The organism is Azospirillum palustre (assembly GCF_002573965.1).
Taxonomy (GTDB): Bacteria; Pseudomonadota; Alphaproteobacteria; order Azospirillales; family Azospirillaceae; genus Azospirillum; species Azospirillum palustre.
This window is the reverse complement of sequence record NZ_PDKW01000040.1, coordinates 309,407-331,519: the sequence shown is the minus strand read 5'-3', so window position 1 is coordinate 331,519 and position 22,113 is coordinate 309,407. Positions and strand designations below refer to the sequence as shown.

Annotated in this window: 22 protein-coding genes; 8 read left to right on the top strand and 14 right to left on the bottom strand. The window is 67.5% G+C overall.

Features of this window, described 5'->3' with window-relative positions; all coding sequences use genetic code 11:
• Window positions 1-23: 23 nt before the first annotated feature.
• The 8 genes from fliD to CRT60_RS11405 form a co-directional block, all read right to left on the bottom strand.
• Window positions 24-1,706, bottom strand: coding sequence for a flagellar filament capping protein FliD (fliD, locus tag CRT60_RS11440; protein WP_098736548.1), 1,683 nt, complete (start codon window positions 1,704-1,706; stop codon window positions 24-26).
• A 165-nt stretch (window positions 1,707-1,871) separates the two neighbouring features.
• Window positions 1,872-2,696 carry a flagellin gene (locus CRT60_RS11435; protein ID WP_098736547.1) on the bottom strand — a complete coding sequence of 275 codons (825 nt, stop codon included), beginning with the start codon at window positions 2,694-2,696 and terminating at the stop codon, window positions 1,872-1,874.
• Between the two features lie 123 nt (window positions 2,697-2,819).
• The gene (locus CRT60_RS11430; RefSeq protein WP_098736546.1) at window positions 2,820-3,725 is read right to left on the bottom strand and encodes a flagellin; all 906 of its coding nucleotides are present in this window, start codon (window positions 3,723-3,725) and stop codon (window positions 2,820-2,822) included.
• An 11-nt stretch (window positions 3,726-3,736) separates the two neighbouring features.
• Window positions 3,737-5,494, bottom strand: a complete 1,758-nt coding sequence (flgK, locus tag CRT60_RS11425; protein ID WP_098736545.1) for a flagellar hook-associated protein FlgK — start codon at window positions 5,492-5,494, stop codon at window positions 3,737-3,739.
• Between the two features lie 36 nt (window positions 5,495-5,530).
• A complete protein-coding gene (locus tag CRT60_RS11420) occupies window positions 5,531-6,079 on the bottom strand; it encodes a hypothetical protein (protein WP_098736544.1) in 549 nt (182 codons plus the stop codon).
• A gap of 100 nt (window positions 6,080-6,179) precedes the next feature.
• Complete coding sequence (locus CRT60_RS11415) at window positions 6,180-6,437, bottom strand: hypothetical protein (RefSeq protein WP_098736543.1); 258 nt, start codon at window positions 6,435-6,437, stop codon at window positions 6,180-6,182.
• A gap of 4 nt (window positions 6,438-6,441) precedes the next feature.
• Window positions 6,442-7,752 carry a flagellar hook protein FlgE gene (gene flgE, locus CRT60_RS11410; protein WP_098736542.1) on the bottom strand — a complete coding sequence of 437 codons (1,311 nt, stop codon included), beginning with the start codon at window positions 7,750-7,752 and terminating at the stop codon, window positions 6,442-6,444.
• A gap of 37 nt (window positions 7,753-7,789) precedes the next feature.
• Window positions 7,790-8,485 carry a flagellar hook assembly protein FlgD gene (locus tag CRT60_RS11405; RefSeq protein ID WP_244592417.1) on the bottom strand — a complete coding sequence of 232 codons (696 nt, stop codon included), beginning with the start codon at window positions 8,483-8,485 and terminating at the stop codon, window positions 7,790-7,792.
• Between CRT60_RS11405 and CRT60_RS11400 the strand changes: the two genes are divergently transcribed.
• Window positions 8,412-8,666 carry a hypothetical protein gene (locus CRT60_RS11400; RefSeq protein WP_244592416.1) on the top strand — a complete coding sequence of 85 codons (255 nt, stop codon included), beginning with the start codon at window positions 8,412-8,414 and terminating at the stop codon, window positions 8,664-8,666. The two genes, CRT60_RS11405 and CRT60_RS11400, sit on opposite strands and share 74 nt — an antisense overlap.
• A gap of 87 nt (window positions 8,667-8,753) precedes the next feature.
• On the opposite strand, the gene CRT60_RS11395 is transcribed toward CRT60_RS11400, so the two are convergent.
• Both CRT60_RS11395 and CRT60_RS11390 read right to left on the bottom strand, forming a co-directional pair.
• The gene (locus CRT60_RS11395; protein ID WP_098736540.1) at window positions 8,754-9,263 is read right to left on the bottom strand and encodes a hypothetical protein; all 510 of its coding nucleotides are present in this window, start codon (window positions 9,261-9,263) and stop codon (window positions 8,754-8,756) included.
• Between the two features lie 172 nt (window positions 9,264-9,435).
• A complete protein-coding gene (locus CRT60_RS11390) occupies window positions 9,436-11,559 on the bottom strand; it encodes a 3-hydroxyacyl-CoA dehydrogenase NAD-binding domain-containing protein (RefSeq protein ID WP_098736539.1) in 2,124 nt (707 codons plus the stop codon).
• A gap of 224 nt (window positions 11,560-11,783) precedes the next feature.
• On the opposite strand from CRT60_RS11390, the gene CRT60_RS11385 reads away from it, so the two are divergent.
• A complete protein-coding gene (locus tag CRT60_RS11385) occupies window positions 11,784-12,569 on the top strand; it encodes an SDR family oxidoreductase (RefSeq protein WP_098736538.1) in 786 nt (261 codons plus the stop codon).
• Between the two features lie 56 nt (window positions 12,570-12,625).
• Window positions 12,626-12,907, top strand: a complete 282-nt coding sequence (locus tag CRT60_RS11380; protein WP_098736537.1) for a GNAT family N-acetyltransferase — start codon at window positions 12,626-12,628, stop codon at window positions 12,905-12,907.
• Here the strand turns inward: CRT60_RS11380 and CRT60_RS11375 are convergent.
• The 3 genes from CRT60_RS11375 to CRT60_RS11365 all read right to left on the bottom strand — a co-directional run bounded on the left by CRT60_RS11375 (window position 12,904) and on the right by CRT60_RS11365 (window position 15,527).
• Window positions 12,904-13,590: a cupin domain-containing protein gene (locus tag CRT60_RS11375; protein WP_098736536.1), complete on the bottom strand. Its 687-nt coding sequence runs from the start codon at window positions 13,588-13,590 to the stop codon at window positions 12,904-12,906. The two genes, CRT60_RS11380 and CRT60_RS11375, sit on opposite strands and share 4 nt — an antisense overlap.
• Entirely contained in the window at window positions 13,587-14,159 is a 573-nt protein-coding gene (locus tag CRT60_RS11370; RefSeq protein WP_244592415.1) for a sigma-70 family RNA polymerase sigma factor, read from the bottom strand. The genes CRT60_RS11375 and CRT60_RS11370 overlap by 4 nt, the downstream gene beginning before the upstream one ends.
• A gap of 129 nt (window positions 14,160-14,288) precedes the next feature.
• The gene (locus tag CRT60_RS11365) at window positions 14,289-15,527 is read right to left on the bottom strand and encodes an MFS transporter (protein WP_098736534.1); all 1,239 of its coding nucleotides are present in this window, start codon (window positions 15,525-15,527) and stop codon (window positions 14,289-14,291) included.
• A gap of 284 nt (window positions 15,528-15,811) precedes the next feature.
• Here CRT60_RS11365 and CRT60_RS11360 point away from each other — a divergent pair, with 284 nt between their 5' ends.
• From CRT60_RS11360 to CRT60_RS11345, 4 genes are all read left to right on the top strand, one after another.
• A complete protein-coding gene (locus CRT60_RS11360; protein WP_098736533.1) occupies window positions 15,812-16,627 on the top strand; it encodes an enoyl-CoA hydratase/isomerase family protein in 816 nt (271 codons plus the stop codon).
• Window positions 16,628-16,658: 31 nt separating this feature from the next.
• On the top strand, window positions 16,659-17,840 hold the full coding sequence (locus CRT60_RS11355; RefSeq protein ID WP_098736532.1) for an acetyl-CoA C-acyltransferase family protein: 1,182 nt from the start codon (window positions 16,659-16,661) through the stop codon (window positions 17,838-17,840).
• 231 nt (window positions 17,841-18,071) lie between these two features.
• Window positions 18,072-19,253 carry a quaternary amine ABC transporter ATP-binding protein gene (locus tag CRT60_RS11350; protein WP_098736531.1) on the top strand — a complete coding sequence of 394 codons (1,182 nt, stop codon included), beginning with the start codon at window positions 18,072-18,074 and terminating at the stop codon, window positions 19,251-19,253.
• Window positions 19,246-20,172, top strand: a complete 927-nt coding sequence (locus tag CRT60_RS11345; protein WP_098736530.1) for an ABC transporter permease — start codon at window positions 19,246-19,248, stop codon at window positions 20,170-20,172. The genes CRT60_RS11350 and CRT60_RS11345 overlap by 8 nt, the downstream gene beginning before the upstream one ends.
• 2 nt (window positions 20,173-20,174) lie before the next feature.
• Here the strand turns inward: CRT60_RS11345 and betI are convergent, their stop codons facing one another.
• Window positions 20,175-20,750 (bottom strand): transcriptional regulator BetI, encoded by a 576-nt coding sequence (gene betI / locus CRT60_RS11340; RefSeq protein ID WP_098736529.1) that lies wholly within the window; start codon window positions 20,748-20,750, stop codon window positions 20,175-20,177.
• Between the two features lie 192 nt (window positions 20,751-20,942).
• Between betI and CRT60_RS11335 the strand changes: the two genes are divergently transcribed.
• Window positions 20,943-21,917 carry a choline ABC transporter substrate-binding protein gene (locus CRT60_RS11335; RefSeq protein ID WP_098736528.1) on the top strand — a complete coding sequence of 325 codons (975 nt, stop codon included), beginning with the start codon at window positions 20,943-20,945 and terminating at the stop codon, window positions 21,915-21,917.
• Window positions 21,918-22,113: the final 196 nt, after the last annotated feature.

Below are 22,113 nucleotides of genomic sequence, written 5' to 3'. Positions count from 1 at the left end.
CATTGGATGGACATCGGCCGGTGTCAGCTATCGTCGCTGCTGTCGGTGTAGGTCAGCTGTTTCAGCAGCAACGCCGCCTGTTCCGCCGCCGCCTCCAGCCTGGCGTAATAGGCGGTCAGGGTGCTGCGGTAGGTCTCGGCCTTGGTCTTGATGTCGGTGGACCGGCTTTCCAGCTCGGTGTCGCGGGTTTCCAGATCGTCGATGGCGGTGGCGAGGTCGCTGCCGTAGGTGGCCGACGCATCGTCGATGACGCCGAACAGCTTGTCGGCAAGCCCTTGCGAGAAGTCGATGTCCACGCTGCCGCTGTTGCCGGAATAGACCAGCACGATGCCGTCATAGGCCGTGCCGGCCGCGCCGATGATGCGGTTGCCGCTGACGGTGAACAGGCTGCTGTCGCCGCCGACCGATGCCGAGCTGAGCGTCCCGTCGTCGCCGCGCACGATGTCCAGCGTGAAGGACAGCGCCGAGGCGCTGCTGGTGTAGCGCAGCAGCGACATCTGGCTGGACGACGAGGTCATGTTGAGGCCGAGCAGTTGCTTGACCGAGTCGATGTCGCTGCTGAGGATGCTGTTCAGCGTGTCCTCGTCCAGTTCCAGCTCGTTGGAGCTGTTGAAGCTGATGCCCAGCGAGGCCATCGACAGAACCGTGCCGTCGTCGGTGGTGATCGACGTGTTGAGCGCGCTGTTCACCGACCGGACGATCTGCCGCAGCAGGCTGTCGGAAAACAGCGTGGCGTCGCTGGACGCCGTGCCGTCGCTGGTCGTCGCCTGCTGCGTCACCACGAAGTCGCGGTATTCGTTGTAGGCGTCGACGAAGCCGGTGATCGCCGACTTGATCGAGGACAGGTCGGTCGACACCTCCATCGAGATCGCCGTGTCGGGGCTGGCGCTGTAGAGGGTCAGCGTCACGCCTTCGATGGCGTCGTCGATGGTGTTGGAACTGCGGGTGATGGTGACACCGTCCACCTCCACGATTGCCTTCTGGACCGCGACCAGCTCGTTCTTGACGGCGCCGTCGCTGTCGGTCAGCCCGAGCGACGAGAGGACGCCGTCGCCGCCGTCGGTCATCGAAATGGTCTGGCCGGTGTTGTTGGAGGTCAGGATCAGCTGATAGCTGCTGTCGCTGACCTGCACGATGCTGGCGGTGACGCCGCTGGTCGATTTGTTGGCGTTGATGGCGTCGCGCAGGTCGGTCAGGCTGTCGTCGCTGTCCATCGCGATGCTGACGGCGCTGCCGTCGGCCGCCTGGAGCGTGAAGCTGCCGGAATAGCCCAGCGCGCTCGTCTTGCTGGCGACGCCGTCGGCCGCGATCTTGTGCTTGGTGGCGAGCTGCTGGACCACGACCGAATAGGTGCCGACCTCCGTATCGTCGTCCACCGTCGCGCTGAACACGTCGTCGTCGCCGACATAGGCGGTCCGCTGACCGAACAGGTTGGAGGACGCGCCGGTGGAGACGCTGCGGTTGCGCAGCCCGTCGATGGCGTCGCTGACCGCCTGCAGCTTGTCCTGAAGGTCGGTGTAGGCGGTGATCTTCGCCTCGTTGGCGGTGATCTTGGTGTCGATGCGGTCGGCCTTGGCCAGCCGCGCGTTCACCTTGGCCTCGATCAGCAGGGAATAGTCGATGCCGGTGCCGGAATCGCTGGAGGACAGCGCCGAATAGCCCGTCGTCGCGGCCGTGCTGGAGGTGGTGGAACTGACGGTGGTCATGGCAAGGCTCTCCCGGTTCCGGCCGCGGGGGATGCGGCGGATGGCACGGCGATGCGGGTTTTGCGGCGTTGACGATGGAAGGAAACGGCCGCCGGCGGGGCGCGCCCCACGAGTTTGTGAGGCTGTGCGGGACGCGGCACCCGTGCCCGGCGGCCTTGCGAACCGTCAGCGGAGAAGGGAGAGCAGATTCTCGGGCATCTGGTTCGCTTGGGACAGCACGGCGATGGCGGCCTGGGTCAGGACCTTCTCCGATGCCAGTTTGGATTGCTCCTCGGCCACGTCGACGTCCATGATCTTGGACTGGGCGGCCTCGGTGTTCTCGATGGTGGTGTCGATCATGTCGCTGCGGAATTCGAAGCGCGAGATCAGCGCGCCGACATCGGCGCGGGCGTCCGACAGGGTGGTGACCGCGGTGTCGAGCGCCGTCAGGGCGGCGGCGGCGGTGGCCGACGTGCCGACATCCAGCGTGTTGATGCCAAGCCCCGTCGTGGTGACGCCGGCGATCTGCACCGTGATGTTGTCGTTCGAGGTGGTGCCGACGCGGAAGGAAACGCCGGTCGACCAGTTGGTCGCGCCGTCGAGCAGGGATTCGTCGTTGAAGCGGGTGCCGGACGCGATGCCGTCGATTTCGTCCTGCAACTGCTGGAATTCGGCGTCGAGGTAGGAGCGTTCGTTGTCGGTGACCGAGCCGGACAGCGACTGGGTGGCGAGCGAGCGCATGCGCTGCACGATATCGGAGATGCTGGACATGCCGCCGTCGGCGGTCTGGAGGATGGACGATCCGTGCGAGGCGTTGGTGGCCGCCTGGTTCAGCACCGTGACGTCGGATTTCAGCGAGGTGCCGACGGCGAGACCGGCGGCATCGTCCGAAGCCTTGGTGATGCGCGAACCGCTGGCGATCTTCGAGACCGAGTCCGACTGGTTGGTCGAGTTGATGTTGAGGTAACGAAGGGCCGAGTTGGAAGCCGTGTTGGTCGAGATGACGGGCATGATGTGGTCTCCTGATCGAACCGGGCCGTTTCGGCGACCCTCACTGGGACTCACGGGGCAGGCGGCGAAAGCTGGCGGACTTTTTCGATGGGAGTAGCGCTTTTTTGGCTAAGCCCCCGACCCTCACAGATATTTGGACAGGTTGTTCTCTTCGAGGATCTTCATCAGGCTCATGGTCGCCTCCAGCGAGGCCTGGAGCTGCGAAAGCTTGGTGGTGGATTCGGCCAGATCGACGCTGCGGATGTCGTCCACCTGGGTTTGCAGCACCAGCTGCTCGTCCACATGGCGGTCGATGGTGTTCTCCAGCGAGGAGCTGGCGGCACCCAGCTTCGCCTGCGTGATCGACAGCCCGTCGGTGGCGTCGGAGGCGAGTTGCGTCGCCTCGGCCAGCAGATCGGTGTCGACCGGATCGGTCGACATGTTGGCGATCAGGCTGAAGGCGCGCAGGGCTTTCTCGAAGGCCGGCTGGTCGGCGGTGACGCCGTAGGACAGCACGAAATCGTCGGCGGCCTGGAAATGGGCGACGGTGGAATCGCCCTGGTAATAGCCGGTGTCGGCACTGGAGGGATAGGTTGCGGCGCTGTAGCTGTCGAGATCGACCGCCGGCTGGTCGGTGCGCCCGCCGGCGAACAGATAGCGGCCGTCCTGCCGGGTGTTCAGCAGCCCGCCGAGTTCCTCCATCAGCTGGCCGGCCTCCGCCACCACGCCTTCGACGCCGGCCGCATTGTTGCCTTGCAGGCCGGTGATCAGAGCGCTGAGGCGGGAGGTCAGGTCCGACATCCCGCCGACGGCATCGTACATCGACTGGATGCGGCCGTTCACGACCTCGCCCTCGTCGATATACTGTTCCAGCCGGCGGTAATGGCTTTCGAGATTGACCAGCCGGCCGCTGTCCGAGGCGATGCCCTTGTAGTCGGTGGAGTTCAGCCCCGATGCCGAGCGGACCTGTTCCGCGGCCACCTTGGCCTCGGCCTTCATCATGTATTGGACGAGCGTGTTCTGATGGTTGTAGGTCGCGACCCGTTCCATCGCGGTCTCCTCTACTGGACCATGTCGAGCGCCGTGCTGAACATCTCCTGCAACGTCTTCATGACCGCGGCGGCGGCCTCGTAGGCGGATTGCAGGGTGGAGATCGCGGCGGTCTCCTCGTCGACATTCACGCCGCTCTGCGACGAGAAGGTCGATTCGAGGCTGCTGGTGTAGGTTTTCTGGCTGTCGTAGGCGGTGGATGCCTTGTCGGCGAGCGTCGCCGCCCCCTGGATCACCGCACCGGCGTAGCCGGCGAAGCTCGTGCTGCGGGCGCTCAACGACCCGACGGCATCGAAATCGTGGCTGGCGGAAAAGGCTGCCGACAGCGCCTTCGCCACCGATCCCTCGCCGCTGGTCAGCGCCGTGTCGCCGGCGGTCAGTCCGCTAGCGGAGGACAGGGCACCGGTGGCGAGCAGGCTGCTGTCGTTGGCGATGCGGGTCGCGACCTTGATGTCGGAGGCCCCGGTGCCGGTCAGCAGGTCGTTCAGGCCATAGGCGTCGGAGAAGGCGCCGGTCGTGCCATCGTTGGCGTCCCCGCCCAACGCGATGCCGGTGCCGGTGCCGGTGGCGGAGATGACCAGCTTGCCGTCGGCGGAGATCGAGGCCGAGGTGCTGCTCATCGTGTTGATGGCATCGACGACGTCCTGAAGGGTCGATTTGGTCGACAGGTCGATGTCGAGAACCTCCGCCGCCGTGCCGGAACTGTCGGTGACGGCGACGCGGAGCGTGCCGCTTGTCACCTTCAGCGCATCGGTTGCCGAGACGGTTTCGGTACCGGTCAGGCTTTGCGGAGCGGGATAGGAGGTGCCCTGGTTCTGGATGGCGTTCAGCCTGTCCATCAGGGTGGTCGCCAGCTCGTCCAGGCCGGCCTGCTGCGCCGGCAGGTCGGTGTCGCGCAGCTGAACCAGCGCGCCCAGCGAACCGCCGAGCGACGAGCCGGTGACGTCCACCCCGTTCAGCATGATGCCGCCGAAGCCGCTGCTGCCGCCGGTACTGTAGACGGTGCTGGCGCTGACCGAGGCGGCCGGCGTGTAGGACAGCTCGTGCACCTTGGTGTCGAGCAGCGACTTGCCCGACGCGGTGGAGATGCGCATCAGCCCGCTGTCGTCGACCTGATAGGTGACGTCGATGGACTTGGACAGGCTCTTCAGCGCGGTGTTGCGCTGGTCCTCCAGGTCGGTGACGTTCTGGCCCAGCGCCTTGCCCTTCACGATCCGGTCGTTGAGGGAATCGATGCCGCTCAGCGTCTCGTTGATGGTGTCGACGGTGGTGGCGATCCCGTCGTCGGCCTGTGCGCGCAGCGACTGGATGGACGAGGAAGTGCTGCGCAGTGTCTCCGCCAGATCCGACAGGTCCTGCACGGTGGCGGCCTTGGCGCTCTCGCTTTCGGGGGAAGTCGCCAGCGTGCCCAGCGTGTCGGCCAGCGCGTCGATCATCGACCCGATGTCGGTGCCGCCGCTGTCGTCGCTGCTGACGCTGCCGAAGGCCGACTGCATCTGGTCGAGATAGCTGTTGCGGGTGTCGGTGTAGCCGAGGTCGGACTGGGCCGAGACGAGCGTCTTCAGCAGATAGCGGTCGACGTTGCTGCTGACCGCGGTGACATCGACGCTGGCGACGTTGACGCCGGTGCTGCGGGTGACGTTGGACGCGGTCTTGCGGGTGTAGCCGTCGGTGTCGGCGTTGGCGACGTTGGATGAGGCGACGGCGATCCCGACCTCGGACGTGCGCAGAGCCGATGAGGCGATGGAACTGGCGACGCGAAGCGACATTGCGGGCTTCCTTTCCGGCTATCCGCGCCCAAACGGTCAGGCTGTCAGCCCGACGACATGGCCGGTGGTGCGCATCGCCACCCGCGCGCCATAGCGGGCGCCGGGGCCATAGGCGACGCCATAGACGCCGGCCGGTGCGGTGGACGCGGCGCGCAGGGCGGCGCCGATGGCGTTCTGGCGGGCGCGGTGGACCTTGATCTGCGCCTCGATCTCCCGCATGCGGGCGGCCAGCGCCGGCAGGACCCGGTCGGCGGCGGCCTTGGCGGCGCCGCGCACGGCGGGGGCGACGCGCTTGCTGCGCGTCTGCGCCAGCGCATCGGCCAGCCGGTCCTTCCAGCTGCGCAGCAGCGTCTGCATGTCGCCCGCCGCCAGCAGCGCGTCGCGCGGCCGTCCCTCGCGCACCGCCGCCTCGGCGCGCGTTGCGGCGCGGTCCAGTTCGGTGACGAAGGCTTCCAGAACCTCCACCGCATCGACGCGGAGGAAGACGGTGGGGTTTTCCGGCGTGCCGGTCTGGGCGGGGGGCTGGGCCTTGGTCAGAACGGGCTTCGGCGGGGCCGGCTTGCGCAGGGTCTGCTTGAGGGCCATGGCGATAGCTCCGGGTTTTGGATGTCTGGTTCCACGGCGGGTGGACCGAAAACTGGCGGGGATTTTTGGGGGGAGCGTCGGCTTCGGTTGCCCGCTGTCCCTACCGGCGCGCCGCCATCGCCCGCCCATAGGCGCTCATCGCGGCATTGGCGACCCGGCCGCGGTTGATCCGGGCTCCCAGCGCCCGCTTCTCCACATCGAGCCCGTCGATCAGCGCGATCAGATCGTCGGCCATCGCCAGCCGCTCGGCCTGCGTGGCGGTCCTTGCCAGCAAGGCCCGCGCCTGGACTGTCAGCCGCCGGTGTTCCATCAGCAGGGTCTCGGCGCGGGCGAAGCGTTCGTCGGGCGCGGCGGCCATGGCGTCAGCGCTTCATCGAGATCAGCGTGTCGATCATGTCCTGCGCCGTCGTCATCACCTTGGACGCGGCGGAATAGGCCTGCTGGGCGACGATCATCCGGCTGAACTCGTCGGTCAGCTCCACCGTGGAGCTTTCGAGCGAGCTGGCCTCGATCTCGCCGGCCTTGCCGTCGCCGGCGGTGCGCAGTTGGTAATTGCCGGATTCGTAGGTCTGGGTGAAGGTGGTTCCGCTCTCGCTCTCCAGCCCGTTGGAATTTGCGAAGGTCGCGATGGGGATCTGGTAGATCGCCCGCGTCTCGCCATTGTCGAAGGTGGCGCGCACCACGCCGCTGCTGTCGATGGTGGTCCCGGTCAGGGTGCCGGGCTCGTAGCCGTTGCCGGTGGCGGTCCAGTCGCCGATGGCGGCGGTGCTCTCGCCCGATGCGTATTGCGTCAGCCCGGTCGTGCTGTTGGCGCTGCCGAGCGACATCGTCACCGTGCTGTCGCCGGCGCCGGTGGTCCAGCCGCCGACCGAAAAGCCGATGGCCGACGGATCGACGCTGGTCGTGGTGCCGCTGCTGTCGGTCCGGGTGGCGCTGGCGAGCGAACCGTCGCTGTTGAAAGCGATGGAGATCGGGAAGCCGGAGATCGTGCCGGTCGTGGTCGTGCCGTCGGCCGAGCTTGTCGGGTCGGAGGCGTTGAGCGACCATGTGTTGTCGGCCGTCTTGCTCCAGCTCATCGTCACCGAATGGCTGTTGCCCAGGGCGTCGAACAGTTCCACGTCGGTGGTGAAACTGTCGCCGGTCGCGGCGTCGGACGGCAGGTTGGCCTCGATGTCCAGCGTCGAGGTCGCCTTGGGCGTACCCTTGATGCTGGTCAGGTTGATCGCCTCCAGGCTGTCGGTGGAGGTCTTGTTGCCGGCCTTGATGGTGCCGTCGTCGCCCACCGCCCAGCCATAGAGGTAATAGCCCTCCGAATTGACCAGATTGCCGTTGGAATCGGTGGAGAAGGAGCCGTTGCGGGTGAAGTAGGTGCCGCCGCTCGCGGTCTTGTCCGACACGACGAAGAAGCCGTCGCCGTTGACCGCCATGTTGGTGGTGGTCGCCGACGACTGGATTTCGCCCTGGCGGCTGACGCTGCGGGTGTTGGACGCGATGACGCCGCCGACCTGCTCGTCCACCGTGGTGGTCTTGTTGATGTAGGAGGTGAACTCCGTCACCGTGCCCTTGAAGCCGGTGGTGCTGGAATTGGCGATGTTGCTGGAGATGCTGGCGAGCGCCTTGCTCTGGGCGGTCAGCCCGGACGTGGCGCTGTACATTGCGCTGGTGAGGCTCATGGCGGCACCTGTCTTTCGAATTGTCCGGGGGGAGGGGTCAGGAGACCGTCAGCACCTTGTCGGCCGACAGGCTGACGCCGCCGACGCTCAGCACCGCCGTGCCGGACGAGCTGTCGACGGCGGTCACGGTGCCCTTGAAGCGGGTGGCGGTGTCGATGGCCTTGCCGTTGGCATCGAGCGCGGTGACCGACAGGGTGTAGGTGCCGCTGCTGTAGCTCTTGCCGTCGGTGCCGACACCGTCCCAGGTCACCTCGTGCGTGCCGGCGGCGGTGGAGGAGCCGACGTCGCTGTAGACGGTGTTGCCGCTGGAATCGGTGATGGTCAGCTTGACCGAGGACGCCGCGGACTCGAGGTCGTATTCCCAGCTCGCCTCGCCGTCCTGCAATGGCGTGGTGGATCCCTCGGCCTCGACCGTCTTACCGTAGTAATTGACGGCGCCGCTGCCGGACCCGAGGGAGGACGACAGGGTGCTGCTGAGGTCGGACACCGTGCTGTTCAGCTCGTCGAGCTTGTCGTTGATCGACATTTGCTGTTCCAGCCCGGACAGTTGGACGAGCTGGGTGGTGAAGGTGGTCGTGTCGACCGGGTTGGTCGGGTCCTGGACCTCGAGCTGCTTCATCAGCAGTGTCAGAAATGTCTGATAGCTGTCGGTCGCGCTCGTGGCTGACGAGCTGCTCGACGTGGACTTCGTCGACGTCGTTGACGTCGTTGCGCTGACGGAATCGACCAGCATCGCCTTCTCCACCCAATCGCGGCCCGTTCGCGGAATCCGGGCGGGATTTCGCGGCGATTCAGGCCGATGGCTTTTCGGGATGGGCGGCGGGCTGGCGCCGCCCCGTTCGTTCTGTGGCTATCCACGGAACGGCGGGAGAAAGCTGGCGCAGATTCTTTCGGGAAAATTCAGATGGACATAAAAAACCCCGGCGGGACGGGTCCGGCCGGGGCGAAAAGGCAGTTGAGACGACGACGACTGCGGAAATGAAGCGGTTACGGCAGGACGGTTACGAGGCGTGGCGCAGATCGGCGGAACCGGGGGAGGTCGGCCGCCTGTGCGCCACGGTCGCGGGGAAGACCAGGACCGACGGACGGCGGTCGGACACCAGAAGGGCATCCGCAGGCTCCCGCCCGTTCAACAGCCACTGGTAGGCGGCGGCGATGGCGACCCGGTCGCGTCCGTCCGCGGACAGCACGCGCAGGCCGGCAGCCATTTCTCCGTTCGAACCGCTGCGGCGAACCGCATCGCACAAAGCATGGCCGAGCCGGAGGTCCGACACCAGAACCGCACTGTAACCGGCCTGTGCGACGACCGATGCCAGGGCTCCCAGATGGGACGGCGGCAAGGGGGGATTGCCGACCTCCCGCAGATCCAGGAACAGGCTGCGGCCAGTGCCTGCACCGGACAGCGCGTTGCGCAACGTCCCGAGCCAGACGGAGGGAGGAACGTCACGAAGGCCGCTGCAGGCGACGGCGTGGAGACCCCAGTCGGTGGCTGCGACGGTCATGTCCTTCATGCTTTTCCCCTTCGGTGTGGTCCGGGTTCCTCGGGTCAGGTCCGCTCCGTCGATCCCGTCGGCTGGGGGGCCGGTCGGGGGCAGCGGGGCATCCCTGACGACAGAGTATAGGGGAGATTCCTAACAATCAGTAACAGAAACTAGTTTCTGGTTTGAAATCCACATTCCGGATTCAGCATCCGATGGCCCGGCCTTCCGCCGCACATTGCAGGAGCAAAGCCGACGGCCGCCATTGCGGGCCGCCGATGTCGCGATGGTAACGCTGGACCGCCTCGGCGATCTTGCCCAGCCCTTCCCGGTTGGCCCAGAACAGCAGGCCGCCGCGCCAGGAGGGGAAGCCGTAGCCGTGCAGCCAGATGGCATCGATGTCCACCGGACGGGCGGCGATGCCTTCCTCAAGGATTTTGGCCGCCTCGTTCACCATCGCATAGAGGCAGCGTTCGCGGACCTCCCCGTCGCTGACCGGACGCGGGGCGATGCCGCGGCGGCGGCGGTCCTCCTCGATCACTGCGGCCACCTCCGGATCGGGGATCGGGGTGCGGCTGCCGGGTTCGTAGCGGTAGACGCCAGCCGCGGTCTTCTGGCCGTAGCGCCCACGCTCCGCCAGGATGTCGAGCCAGTTGGGCGACTGCGCCTCCGGATCGCCGGCCTTGCGCCGCTCCTCGCGGATGCGCCAGCCGACATCGATCCCGGCAAGGTCGGTCATCGAGAAATGGCCGAGCGGGAAACCGAACTCCGTCAGCACGCGGTCGACCTGTTCCGGGCTGGCGCCTTCCTCGACCAGGGCCATCGACTCCCGGCCGCGCTGGTGCAGGATGCGGTTGCCGACGAAGCCGTAGCAGACGCCGACCGCCACGCCGACCTTGCCGATCCGGCGCGCCAGCCCCATCGCCGTCGCCAGCACCGTGTCGGAGGTCTTCGCCCCGCGCACCACCTCCAGCAGGCGCATGACGTTGGCCGGGCTGAAGAAATGCATGCCCAGCACGTCCTGCGGCCGGCCGGTCGCCGCGGCGATGGCGTCCACGTCCAGCGTCGAGGTGTTGGTGGCGAGGATCGCCCCCGGCTTGCAGGTCCGGTCCAGCGTCTGGAAGATCGCCTGCTTGACCTCCATGCTCTCGAAGGCCGCCTCCACCACCAGATCGGCGTCGGCCAGTTCGTCGTAGGACAGGGTGGGATGGATCAGCGCCATCCGCTCGTCCAACTGTGCCGCGGTCAGGCGGCCCTTGCGGAGGGTGGAGTCGTAATTGCGGCGGATGGCGGCCATGCCGCGCTCCAGCCCGTCCTGCGCGCTGTCGACCAGCACCACCGGAATGCCGGCATTGGCGAAGCACATGGCGATGCCGCCGCCCATGGTGCCGGCGCCGATCACACCGACCTTGCGGATGTCGCGCGTCGGCGTGCCGGCCGGCAGGCCGGGGACCTTTGCCACCTCGCGTTCGGCGAAGAAGGCGTGGATCAGGCCGGCGCGCTGCGGCGAGTCCATGCAGGCGAGGAACAGGTCCCGCTCGCGCGCCGTCCCTTCGTCGAAGGGCAGGGTGACGGCGGCTTCCACCGCGTCGACGATGCGGTGGGGGGAGAACAGGTGCGGCTGCCGCTTGGCAAGCTCGGCCCGCTTCGCCGTGAACAGGGCGGGATCGGTGCCGGCGATGCGGTCGGTGCGGGCACTGACCGGCTGCGGGCGACTCCCATCGGACAGAAGCCGCTCGGCGGTGCGCAGGCCGGCCTCCAGGGCGGAGGCGCCGTCCTCCACCGCATCGACGAGGCCGAGGGCCAGCGCCTCTTCGGCACCCACCGGATCGCCGGACAGGATCATGTCCAGCGCCTTGGCCGCCCCGACCAGCCGCGGCAGCCGCTGCGTACCGCCGGCGCCCGGCAGCAGGCCCAGCTTGACCTCCGGCAGGCCGAGCTTGGCCGACTTCAGCGCGATGCGGACATGGCAGGCCAGCGCCACCTCCAGCCCGCCGCCCAGCGCCGTGCCATGGATGGTGGCGATCACCGGCTTGGTGGCCGCATCGAGGCGTGCCACCACCTCCGGCAGGGTCGGCGGGGCGGAGGGCTTGCCGAACTCCCGGATGTCAGCCCCGGCCATGAAGGTGCGGCCGGCGCAGACGATCAGCAGCGCCTCCGCCCCGTCGTCGGCCAGCCCGGCGTCCAATGCCGCAACCAGCCCGCTGCGCACGCCATGGCCGACGGCATTCACCGGCGGGTAATCGACGGTGACGACGCCGATGCGTCCCTGGCGCGCATACTGGACAGGATTGGGCGGAACCGTTTCAGTCTGGGCCGGCGACGGCATCGGCACTCTCCGAAAAGCCAAAGGTCCGGGCCGATCCGATCACAGACGGCAGGGTGGATCGGAGGCCCGCGGACCGTCAGTTTAGCAGACGATCCAATCAAATCAAGTTTTCGGAATAAAGTTTCTCTATACGAAATTTACGTACCATGGTTCGCCCATCGGGAACCGAACGGCGCGGTCACGGGTTGGCACTCGCGTCGAAGGTCACTGGCTGGAGTTGGGTTATGGATTTGACGGGGAAGGTCGCGCTGGTCACCGGTGCGGGGTCCGGAATCGGCAAGGCGTCGGCGATACGCTTCGCCCAGTCCGGTGCCTCGGTCGGCGTGCTGAGCCACACCGCGGACGAGATCGCGAAGACCGCCGAGGAAATCCGTGCCGCCGGTGGACAGGCGATCCCCCTGACTGCGGATGTCGGCGACGACGCGGCGATGCGGCAGGCGGTCGAGCGGTTGGTGGAGGAGTTCGGGCGGCTCGACATCGTCTTCGCCAATGCCGGCATCAACGGCGTCTGGGCGCCCATCGACGACCTGACGCCGGACGAATGGGACCGCACCATCAACACCAACCTGCGCGGCACCTACCTGACGCTGCACCATGCGGTTCCGCACCTGAAGAAGGCCGGCGGCGGCTCGGTGATCGTTACCGCGTCGATCAACGGCACGCGGGTGTTCAGCAACACCGGCGCCACCGCCTATTCCTGTACCAAGGCGGCACAGCTTGCCATGGTGAAGATGCTGGCGCTGGAACTGGCGCCGAGCCGCATCCGCGTCAACGCCATCTGCCCCGGCATCATCGAAACGGACATTCCCGACAACACCAGGATGCGGAATATCGAATCGGTGAAGACCCCCATCGAGTATCCGCAGGGTAAGGTGCCCCTGACCGGCGGCAAGTCCGGCGACAGCTTCGACGTGGCGGAGCTTGCGCTGTTCCTGGCGTCGGACCGCGCGAAGCACATCACCGGCACCCCGGTCTGGATCGACGGTGCGGAATCCCTGATGGTCGGCTGACGATCCGCAATCCCGCGGCTCGGCCGCCCAACCGAACAACCAAGGCGAAGGACACCATGAGCTTGCACGAGACGGTGCGGAAGAACGAGGAACTGGGCCGCTATGAGCTGACGGTGGCGGGCTCCACCGCGCTGGTCACCTATGACATGCGCGACGGCAAGATCGCATTGACCCACACCGAGGTGCCGGGCGCCCTGACCAACCAGGGGGTGGGGTCGGAACTGGCGAAGGGCACGCTGGACGACATCCGGGCCCAGGGCCTGAAGGTGCTGCCAATCTGCACCTTCATCGAGGCCTACATCAAGCGCCACCCGGAGTATCAGGACCTCGTCGGCTAAAGCGGATTGCCGTCCTTGTCGAGGAAGATCAGATCGCCGTCCAGCAGGAAGAGGCAGATGCAGTCTTCCTCGCTGGCGCCGAAAGCGTAATGGTCGGTACCGTCGCCATAGTGGGCGACATCGCCGAGCCCGTAGGTGCCATATTCGTCGCGGAAGGCGCCGCGCAGGACCAGCAGCAGTTCGTCCGCGGTGTGGCGGTGCGTCGGGACCGGGGCGCCCGAGGCCATGCGGAGCAGGCGGATCGTCGTGCCGGATAGGGTGCGCTCCCAGCCCGACAGCCAGACCCCCTTGGAGATCTCCCGCCAGGATCCGTCATCGGTCGGCGTGTCGATGGCGTCCGGCAGCCAGCTGCGCAGCGGTTCCGGCACCATCCGTCCGCATGTCCGGCCGGCTGCGACCGGCTCAATGGGGGGCAGCTCGATGGGGGCCGGCTCCGGCGGCGTCCGCGCGGCGGTCAGCAGGCCGTCCATGCGGTCCAGCAGCCCATCCAGCCCATCGTCGCCGGCGCAGGGCAGCTCTTCGAACCAGTTCCCGCACAAGGCTTCGTACGATGCGACGCGCCGGCGGCAGTCCGGGCAATAGGCGAGGTGGGTCGCCACCAGCAGGGACTTCCCGGCCCGCTCCTGCCCGCTGGCATAGCCGATCAGAAGCTGGTCGTCCGGATGGTGGAGCGGCACCGTCACGCCTTGTCCCTCATGCTGCGTTTCAGATGGCTGAGCGCGAGGCGCAGCCGGGTCTTGACCGTTCCCAAGGGCACCTCCGTGTCCTCGGCGATCTCTTCATGGGTCTGTTCGAGAAAATACGAACGGCGCAGCACCTCGGATTGGTTCTCCGCCAGAGTTTCGATCGCGTCCTGAAGCTGGCGGCTGCTCTGGACCATCTGGGCGGTCTCCTCCGGCGTGGCGAGGGAGGAGGGGATCATCGCCGGATCGTCCGGGTCGGGGGCGGGGCGCATCTCCTTGCGCAGGCGGTCGATGCGCCGGTTGCGGGCGATGGTGAACACCCAGGTGCCGACGGTCGCCTGGGCCGGATCGAAGCTGGCGGCCTTCAGCCAGACCGTCAGCATCACGTCCTGGACCAGTTCCTCCGCCGTGCTGCGGTCGGCGCCGAGCTTCAGGCAATAGTGCAGGATCTTCGGCGCGAAATGGCGGAACAGCGCAGCGAAAGCCGTGCGGTCGCGATCCTGCGCCACAGCATGGACCAGCCCGCCGAACCGGTCGGCTTCGGGGCTTCCTGCCCCGTCCTTGTCCAACGTCCCCGGTACTTGGGGCTCCCGCGAAAACGGCATTCAACCACCAGCCAGCATTCCAACGGGCGGCAGTTTATCCCGAACTTCTTAACGGAGCATTCCCGAAAAATCGTCAGTGTACCATTGGCGCATTCAGCGTGCTCTCAGCGCACTCATGGGATCCAGGGGCGAGACGGTGGGCGTGGTCTGCGGCAGCGGGCGGAAGGCGGCCTGCGCCTCGGCGGGCAAAGGCGGACGCATGCGGGTCCGCCACAGTCCATAGAGGGCGGCGCACAGCGCGCTGCCGGTGACGAAGCTGAAGAGCCCGGCCGGCCCGGTGGTGGTCATCAGCGCCGACGCCACCGGCGGACCGATGATGGCGCCGACGGAATTGGCCAGGATCAGGCCGCCGCTGGCCGATACCATGTCCTCGCGCCGGACGTAATCGTTGGTATGGGCGAGGCAGACCGGATAGAGCGTGAAGGCCAGCCCGCCGAACAGCGGCGCCACCAGCATCAGCGCCAGCGGCTGGTCCATCCCGGCGGCGGCGATCATGCCCAGGCTGGTCAGCGACAGCGCGGCCGACAGGCCGATGATGACGCTGCGCCGGTCGAAGCGGTCCGAGAGCCGGCCGAGCGGCCATTGCAGCGCCATGCCTCCGAGGATCAGCGCCGACATGAACAGCGCCGTGCCCGACACGCCGAAGCTGGAGGAGGCGCCGAACACCGGGGCCAGCCCATAGATCGACCCGGTGATCGCCCCGCTGATGAACACTCCCGCCACCCCCAGCGGCGAGCTTCGATAAAGCCGCTTGATGCCGAAGGAGGAGACGTTCGGCAATTGCGGCGGCGTGGTCCGCGTCAGGGCCACCGGCACCAGCGCCAGCGTCAGCAGGATCGACACGATCATGAACAGCCGCACGCCGGTCTCGTCGTCCAGGCGCAGCAGCTGCTGCCCGACGCCGGAGGCGCCATAGAGCGTCACCATGTAGGCCGACAGCAGCTGCCCGCGGCTTTCGTTGGTGGCGGTGCCGTTCAGCCAGCTTTCGATGCACATGTAGAGTCCGGCCATGCAGAACCCCTGCGTCAGCCGCAGCAGGGCCCAGAGCGGCGCATCGACGAACAGCGCGTGCGACAGTGCTGCGACCGACACGACGGAGGCGAAGGCGGAGAAAGCCCTGATATGGCCGACGCGGGTGATGATCCGATGCGCATAGAGCGATCCCAGCGTCAGCCCGCCATAATAGGCCGCGGTGATCATCCCGACCGCCGTCGCACCGGACGCCGTCGCCGACAGCCTCAGCCCGATCAGGGTCGACATGGCTCCGTTCGCCAGCATCAGAAAGGCGACGCCCAGCAGAAGCGAGGCGACCGAACGCACAACCGGTGGCATGCCTTGACTCCTCCGCTGCCGTCAGTGCGTCAGGGCCGGAAGGCCGGTCGGGGGGCGATGATGCATGGCGATGCTCCGAATCTCGTTTGCGTGCGGTGATGCGACCTGTCGCAAGGTCCAACAGCCAAGCCATGGATTAGGTCCGTCGTCGGGGCGGGGAGCAGGGATGCGGCCCAGGGATGTGGTCGGGGGACGTGAGTGACCGTTGGGTCAACCGGACCGTTGACAGGTCATACCGATCGGTAACATACCTTCCGTCAGGTAGAGCTTCGGGAGACGCCAGGATGTCCGACACCGCGCCCGCCACCCCATCGCCGGTCCAGCTCGTCCGCGAGGGGGCGGTGTCCTGGATCCGGCTGAACCGCCCCGGCGTGCTGAACGCGCTGGACGAGCCGACTGCCGCCGCCTTCCTCGACGCCTGCCGCAGCGTGGCGGATGAGGACGGGGCGGGGCCGACGCGGGTGCTGGTGATCGCCGGCAATGGCCGCGGCTTCATGGCCGGCGGCGATGTCGGCCGCTTCAACGACGATCCCGCCGCCGCACCGGCGGTGGCCGGCGCCATCATCGCCCATCTTCACGAGGCTTTGCGCGTTCTCGACCGGCTGGATGTGCCGGTCCTGGCTTCCGTCCATGGGCCGGTGGCCGGGGCGGGGATGAGCCTCGCCAGCGCCGCCGACCTCTGCATCGCCGCCGACGACGCCAAATTCACCATGGCCTATGCCCGCATCGGCGCCACGCCGGACGGGTCGGGCAGCTTCCATCTGCCGCGTCTCGTCGGTCTGCGCCGCGCCATGGAACTGGCGATGCTGTCGGAGGTGATCGATGCGGCGGAGGCGCTGCGGATCGGGCTGGTCAACCGGGTGGTACCGGCGGCATCCCTGGCGGAGGAGACCGCCAAGCTGGCCGAACGGCTCGCCGCCGGGCCGACCGTCGCCTATGCCGGCATCCGCCACCTGATGCGCCAGTCCTTCGATCAAACGCTGGACCGGCAACTGGACGCCGAGCGCGACCGTTTCCTCGCCACCGCCGCGACCAGCGATTTCATCGAAGGCGTCAACGCCTTCATCGCCAAGCGCAGGCCGGACTTCACCGGCCGCTGACCGTCCTATTGTCCGAGAAGTGGACCGAACCATGCAGAACGACATCGTCATCGTCGGCGCCGCCCGCACCGCCATCGGCGGCTTCGGCGGCAGCCTCAAGGATGTGCCGCTGACCCGGCTCGCCACCGTTGCGGTCAAGGCGGCGCTGGAGCGGTCCGGCGCCGCGCCCGACGCCGTCGGGCATCTGGTGATGGGCAACGTCATCCCGACCGAGACCAACGACGCCTATCTCAGCCGCGTCGCCGCCATCGATGCCGGCATCCCCATCGGTACGCCCGCCTTCAACGTCAACCGGCTCTGCGGCTCCGGCCTTCAGGCCATCGTTTCGGCGGCGCAGTCCATCGCGCTCGGCGACTGCGATGTCGCCATCGGCGCCGGTGCGGAATCGATGAGCCGCGGCCCCTATTTCGTGCCGAGCGCCCGCTGGGGCACCCGCCTGGGCGATGGGGCGCTGGTCGATTACATGAACGGCATTCTGCATGATCCCTGGCAGAAGATTCATATGGGGGTGACGGCGGAGAATGTCGCCGCCCGCTACGGCATCGACCGCGAGGCGCAGGACGCCCTGGCGCTGGAAAGCCAGCGCCGCGCCGCCCATGCCATCGCGGAGGGCCGTTTCAAGGACCAGATCGTCCCGGTGGAGATCGCCTCGCGCAAGGGCACCATCGTCTTCGACACCGACGAGCATGTCCGCGGCGACGTCACCCCGGAAGGGCTGGCGAAGATGAAGCCGGTCTTCAAGAAGGACGGGTCGGTCACCGCCGGCAACGCCTCCGGCCTGAATGACGGCGCCGCCGCGGTGGTGCTGGCCGACGCCCGCCGCGCCGAAGCGCTGGGTCTGAAGCCGCTGGCCCGCCTCGTCGGCTATGCCCATGCCGGCGTCGAGCCCGATTACATGGGCATCGGCCCGATTCCGGCGACCCGCAAGGTGCTGGAGCGGACCGGCCTGTCGGTCGGCGACCTCGACGTCATCGAATCCAACGAGGCGTTCGCGGCCCAGGCCTGTGCTGTGATCCGCGAGCTGGATTTCGACCCGGCCAAGGTGAACCCCAACGGCTCCGGCATCTCGCTCGGCCATCCGGTGGGGGCGACCGGCGCCATCATCACGGTGAAGGCGATCCACGAACTGCACCGCACCGGCGGCCGCTATGCCCTGGTGACCATGTGCATCGGCGGCGGCCAGGGCATCGCCGCCATCTTCGAGCGCGTCTGAGGTTATGGGCAGGTACGGGCGGGCGGTTCCGCCCGTACCCAAAATTCGCATCCGGTTTTTCATTGAACGATCAATCAAAATAAAATCGGCGTCCATCTGCGGCCAATTGCGCAACGGCACCATCAAAATGCAGGATTCGTGAACGCAGCTATCGACCGCGCCCCTCGTCTCGGGGCAATCTACGGCCCGATTGCCTTCACCCTGGTCTGTTGCGTTCCGGAAGCCTTGCCCATGACGACGATTCTGCCCGCGCCCACCGGTTCGTCTTCGGCGACGATTGGACAGGTGCGTCTGGCGGTGCGCGGCCTGCGCAAGGTCTTTGCCGACGATCCCCGCCCGGCGCTGGAGATGCTGCGCCGGGGAGCGACCAAGGCGGAGGTTCTGCAGCGGCTGAACGTCAATGTCGGCGTGGCCGAGGCCAGCTTCGACATCCGGGCGGGCGAGATCTTCGTCATCATGGGGCTGTCGGGGTCGGGAAAATCGACCATCATCCGGCTGCTCAACCGCCTGATCGAACCGTCGGAAGGGGAAATCCGGCTCGATGGCCGCGACCTGACCGCGCTTCCCTACGCCGCCCTCGTCGAGGTGCTGCGGCGGGACATGAGCATGGTCTTCCAGTCCTTCGCCCTGCTGCCCAACCGCACCGCGCTGGAGAATGCCGCCTTCGGGCTGGAGGTGGCCGGGGTGAAGCGGGCCGAGCGGCGCCGGGCGGCGCTGGCCGCCCTGGAGCGGGTCGGTCTGGCGGATTATGCCGACCGCTATCCCGACGAGCTGTCCGGCGGCATGCAGCAGCGGGTGGGTTTGGCCCGCGCACTGGCCAAGAATCCGACGATCATGCTGATGGACGAAGCCTTCTCGGCGCTCGACCCGTTGATCCGCACCGACATGCAGGACGAGCTTCTGCGGCTCCAGCGCGAGGATGCCCGCACCATCGTCTTCATTTCCCACGATGCCGAGGAGGCGATGCGCATCGCCGACCGCATCGCGGTGATGGAGGATGGCCGGATCGCCCAGATCGGCACCCCGGCGGAAATCCTGCGCTCGCCGGCAGACGAGTATGTCCGCGCCTTCTTCCGCGGTGTCGATGCCTCGCGCGTGCTGCGCGCCCGCGACCTCGCCCGGCCGCCCGACGATGGAACCGCGGGGGAGCCCGGACGGTTCCGTTACCGCACCGATGCCGCCGGCTGTTTCCGCGGCGTACTGGCCGGCGACGGCGCATCGGCCCTGTTCGGGCTGGAGCCGGTGGCGGCCGACACGCCGATCCATGCCCTGCTCGGCCGGGTCGCCGCAGCCCCCTGTCCGCTGCCGGTCGTGGAGCCGGACGGCCGGTTCATCGGCGTGATTTCCCGCGCGGCGCTGCTGGCGGCGCTCGACCGCGGCGAGACCGCCGGGCGCGAGGTGCGGCATGGCTGACATCGCCCTGCTGGACATCGAGTGGCTGAACGAGACCATCGGCGGCGGCATCGCCCGCGGCGCCGAATGGCTGGTGACGACGATCCTCGACCACGGTCAGCCGGCACTGACGGTCATCGCCGCGACGGTGGACGGGTTGGGCGAGGCATTGGACGGGCTGCTGCTCGGGGTACCGCCCTGGCTGCTGGCGCTGGTGCTGTCGGCGGTTGCGCTCTGGCGGGTCGGGCGCGCCTTCGCGCTGTTCACCCTGCTGTCGCTGGGCGGGATCTTCGTGATGGGGCTGTGGGAGCCGACGGTTTCCACCCTTGGGCTCGTTCTCGCCTCCACCGTGCTCAGCCTGATCGGCGGAGTGCCGCTCGGCATCTGGATGGCGCGCAGCAAGATCGCCGACGGGGTGGGCAAGACCCTGCTGGACCTGATGCAGACCATGCCGGCCTTCGTCTATCTGATCCCGGCGGTGCTGTTCTTCGGCCTGGGACGGGTGCCCGGCATCATCGCCACGGTGGTCTTCGCCATGCCGCCGGCGGTGCGGCTGACGGCGCTCGGCATCCGGCAGGTGCCGGTGGAACTGGTCGAGGCCGGGCGCGCCTTCGGCTGCCGTGACCATCAGCTCCTGTTCAAGATTCAGTTGCCGAACGCCCTGCCGTCGATCATGGCCGGGGTGAACCAGACCATGATGATGGCGCTGTCGATGATCGTCGTCGCCTCGATGATCGGCGCCGGCGGGCTGGGCAACGTGGTGCTCCAGGGCATCCAACGCCTGGACATCGGCCTCGGCGTGCAGAGCGGTCTGGCCGTGGTTCTGCTGGCCGTCGTGCTCGACCGCATCACACAGAGCTTTGGCCGGGCGGGCGGTCGCGGCGCCGGCCGCCGCCGGGCCGCCGCCGGGACTGCCGGACGGCGCTGGTGGCGGCGGTGAGGTCAGGCGTTCAGTTCGGAATCGAGATAGCCCAGCGCCACCGCCCGGGCGGCGCTGCCGTCCATGGCGCCGGTCAGGGCGAAGCGCAGCCACAGACCGTCGATCATCGCCGCCAGCCCGACGGCCACCCGCTCCGCCCGGTCCGGCGGCAGCAGCGGGCGCAGGGCGTGCAGCAGGTTGGAATGCAGCCGGCGGGCATTGATCCGTTGCAGCCGGGCCAGCGCCGGGTTGTGCGGAGCCTGCGCCCAGAAGCCGAGCCAGGCCGCGACCACCCGCGGCTCGAACTGGCCGGGGGCGAAGTTGCAGTCGACGATCGCCTCCAGCCGGGCGCGCGGCGAATCGGCGGTCGCCAGCCGCTGGGTCGCGTCGTCGCGCAGCTGTTGCAGCATGCTGCGCATGGTGGCGGACAGCAGCTCGTCCTTGCCGCCGAAATAATGGTGGATGATGCCCGGCGAAACGCCGGCCCCCCGGCTGATCGTCTGGACCGTGGTGTCGGCCAGACCATGCTCGCCCATCGAGGTGATGGTGGCGTCGATCAACTGGCGGCGGCGGATCGGTTCCATTCCGACTTTGGGCATGGGGCTGGCGGTCTCCTGTCCTGTTCAGCCAAGACGGATTCAACCGGGACCTTGGCCTGTACCGCAACAAATGCGCCATTTTCGCCGGTCCGTCGATGGCGAAATCGGCAGAGCCGGTAACGCAGGCCGGATGGACCGGACCGGCAAAGCCCGAATGACAAGCCTGAACGACAAGAAAGAGGAGTTGAGGATATGAACGGATGGAAGGCTCTGGCCAAGGGGATCGCGGGTGCCGGCATCGCCGCGGTCGTGTCGCTGGGCGCCGGCGGGGCGCTGGCCGCCGAACCGGCCTCCTGCAAGGCGGTGCGCTTCGGCGACGTCGGCTGGACCGACATCGCGGCGACGACGGCGCTCGCCTCCGTCACGCTCGACGCGCTGGGCTACAAGCCGACCACCACCATGTCGTCGGTGCCGCTGGTCTACACCGGCCTGAAGACCAAGTCGCTGGACGTCTTCCTCGGCAACTGGATGCCGACGATGGAGCCCTTCGTGAAGCCGGTGCTGGAAGACGGCTCGGTCGAGGTGACGCGCGTCAATCTGGAAGGCGCCAAATACACGCTGGCCGTTCCGAAATACGCCGCCGAGGCCGGTCTGAAGACCTTCGCCGACATCGCGAAGTTCAAGGACAAGCTGAGCGGCAAGATCTATGGCATCGAGGCCGGCAACGACGGCAACCTGATCATCGACAAGATGCTGAAGGCCGACGCCTTCGGCCTGAAGGACTTCAAGCTGGTGGAATCCAGCGAGGCCGGCATGCTGGCCGAGGTGAAGCGCGCGACGCGCAACAAGGGCTGGGTGGTCTTCCTGGGCTGGGAGCCGCACCCGATGAACAAGAGCTTCGAGCTGACCTATCTGGAGGGCGGCGACGACTGGTTCGGCCCCAACCTGGGCGGCGCCACCGTCAGCACCAACGTCCGCAAGGGCTATGGCGCCGAATGCCCGAATGTCGGCAAGCTGCTGTCCAACCTGTCCTTCACGCTGGCGATGGAAAACGCCGTGATGGACGACATCATGAACGGCAACAAGAAGCCGGACGCCGCCGCCAAGGCCTGGCTGAAGAAGAACCCCGACGTTTTGAAGAGCTGGCTGTCGGGCGTCACCACCATTGATGGCAAGGACGGTCTGGCTGCGGTGCAGGCCAAGCTCGGCGTCGCAACCAAGTCGTAACGGCCCAAGTCCTGACCGGCCAAGTCGCAGACGGCATCGGATGGGGCGGGATGGGGCGGCGTTTCGCCCCATCCCGCCTATCGCTTTCTTTCCGGTGGCTTTATCCCTTTGCCACGGTCCATTGCTCTGCTAAGGCCCATTAGGTCCTGAGTGCGGAGCGTTCGTGGCGGATCGCCATTCACCCTTTTCCGGGAGC

Coding starts and splice junctions, on each gene's coding strand:
- flgK (WP_098736545.1), bottom strand. CDS start 5,494: ATGTCGCTTCGCGTCGCCAGTTCCATCGCCTCATCGGCTCTGCGCACG.
- CRT60_RS11415 (WP_098736543.1), bottom strand. CDS start 6,437: ATGGCCGCCGCGCCCGACGAACGCTTCGCCCGCGCCGAGACCCTGCTG.
- CRT60_RS11365 (WP_098736534.1), bottom strand. CDS start 15,527: ATGCCACCGGTTGTGCGTTCGGTCGCCTCGCTTCTGCTGGGCGTCGCC.
- CRT60_RS11345 (WP_098736530.1), top strand. CDS start 19,246: ATGGCTGACATCGCCCTGCTGGACATCGAGTGGCTGAACGAGACCATC.
- CRT60_RS11390 (WP_098736539.1), bottom strand. CDS start 11,559: ATGCCGTCGCCGGCCCAGACTGAAACGGTTCCGCCCAATCCTGTCCAG.
- flgE (WP_098736542.1), bottom strand. CDS start 7,752: ATGAGCCTCACCAGCGCAATGTACAGCGCCACGTCCGGGCTGACCGCC.
- CRT60_RS11380 (WP_098736537.1), top strand. CDS start 12,626: ATGAGCTTGCACGAGACGGTGCGGAAGAACGAGGAACTGGGCCGCTAT.
- CRT60_RS11405 (WP_244592417.1), bottom strand. CDS start 8,485: ATGCTGGTCGATTCCGTCAGCGCAACGACGTCAACGACGTCGACGAAG.
- CRT60_RS11355 (WP_098736532.1), top strand. CDS start 16,659: ATGCAGAACGACATCGTCATCGTCGGCGCCGCCCGCACCGCCATCGGC.
- CRT60_RS11335 (WP_098736528.1), top strand. CDS start 20,943: ATGAACGGATGGAAGGCTCTGGCCAAGGGGATCGCGGGTGCCGGCATC.
- fliD (WP_098736548.1), bottom strand. CDS start 1,706: ATGACCACCGTCAGTTCCACCACCTCCAGCACGGCCGCGACGACGGGC.
- CRT60_RS11360 (WP_098736533.1), top strand. CDS start 15,812: ATGTCCGACACCGCGCCCGCCACCCCATCGCCGGTCCAGCTCGTCCGC.
- CRT60_RS11435 (WP_098736547.1), bottom strand. CDS start 2,696: ATGCCCGTCATCTCGACCAACACGGCTTCCAACTCGGCCCTTCGTTAC.
- CRT60_RS11350 (WP_098736531.1), top strand. CDS start 18,072: ATGACGACGATTCTGCCCGCGCCCACCGGTTCGTCTTCGGCGACGATT.
- CRT60_RS11420 (WP_098736544.1), bottom strand. CDS start 6,079: ATGGCCCTCAAGCAGACCCTGCGCAAGCCGGCCCCGCCGAAGCCCGTT.
- CRT60_RS11430 (WP_098736546.1), bottom strand. CDS start 3,725: ATGGAACGGGTCGCGACCTACAACCATCAGAACACGCTCGTCCAATAC.
- CRT60_RS11385 (WP_098736538.1), top strand. CDS start 11,784: ATGGATTTGACGGGGAAGGTCGCGCTGGTCACCGGTGCGGGGTCCGGA.
- betI (WP_098736529.1), bottom strand. CDS start 20,750: ATGCCCAAAGTCGGAATGGAACCGATCCGCCGCCGCCAGTTGATCGAC.
- CRT60_RS11395 (WP_098736540.1), bottom strand. CDS start 9,263: ATGAAGGACATGACCGTCGCAGCCACCGACTGGGGTCTCCACGCCGTC.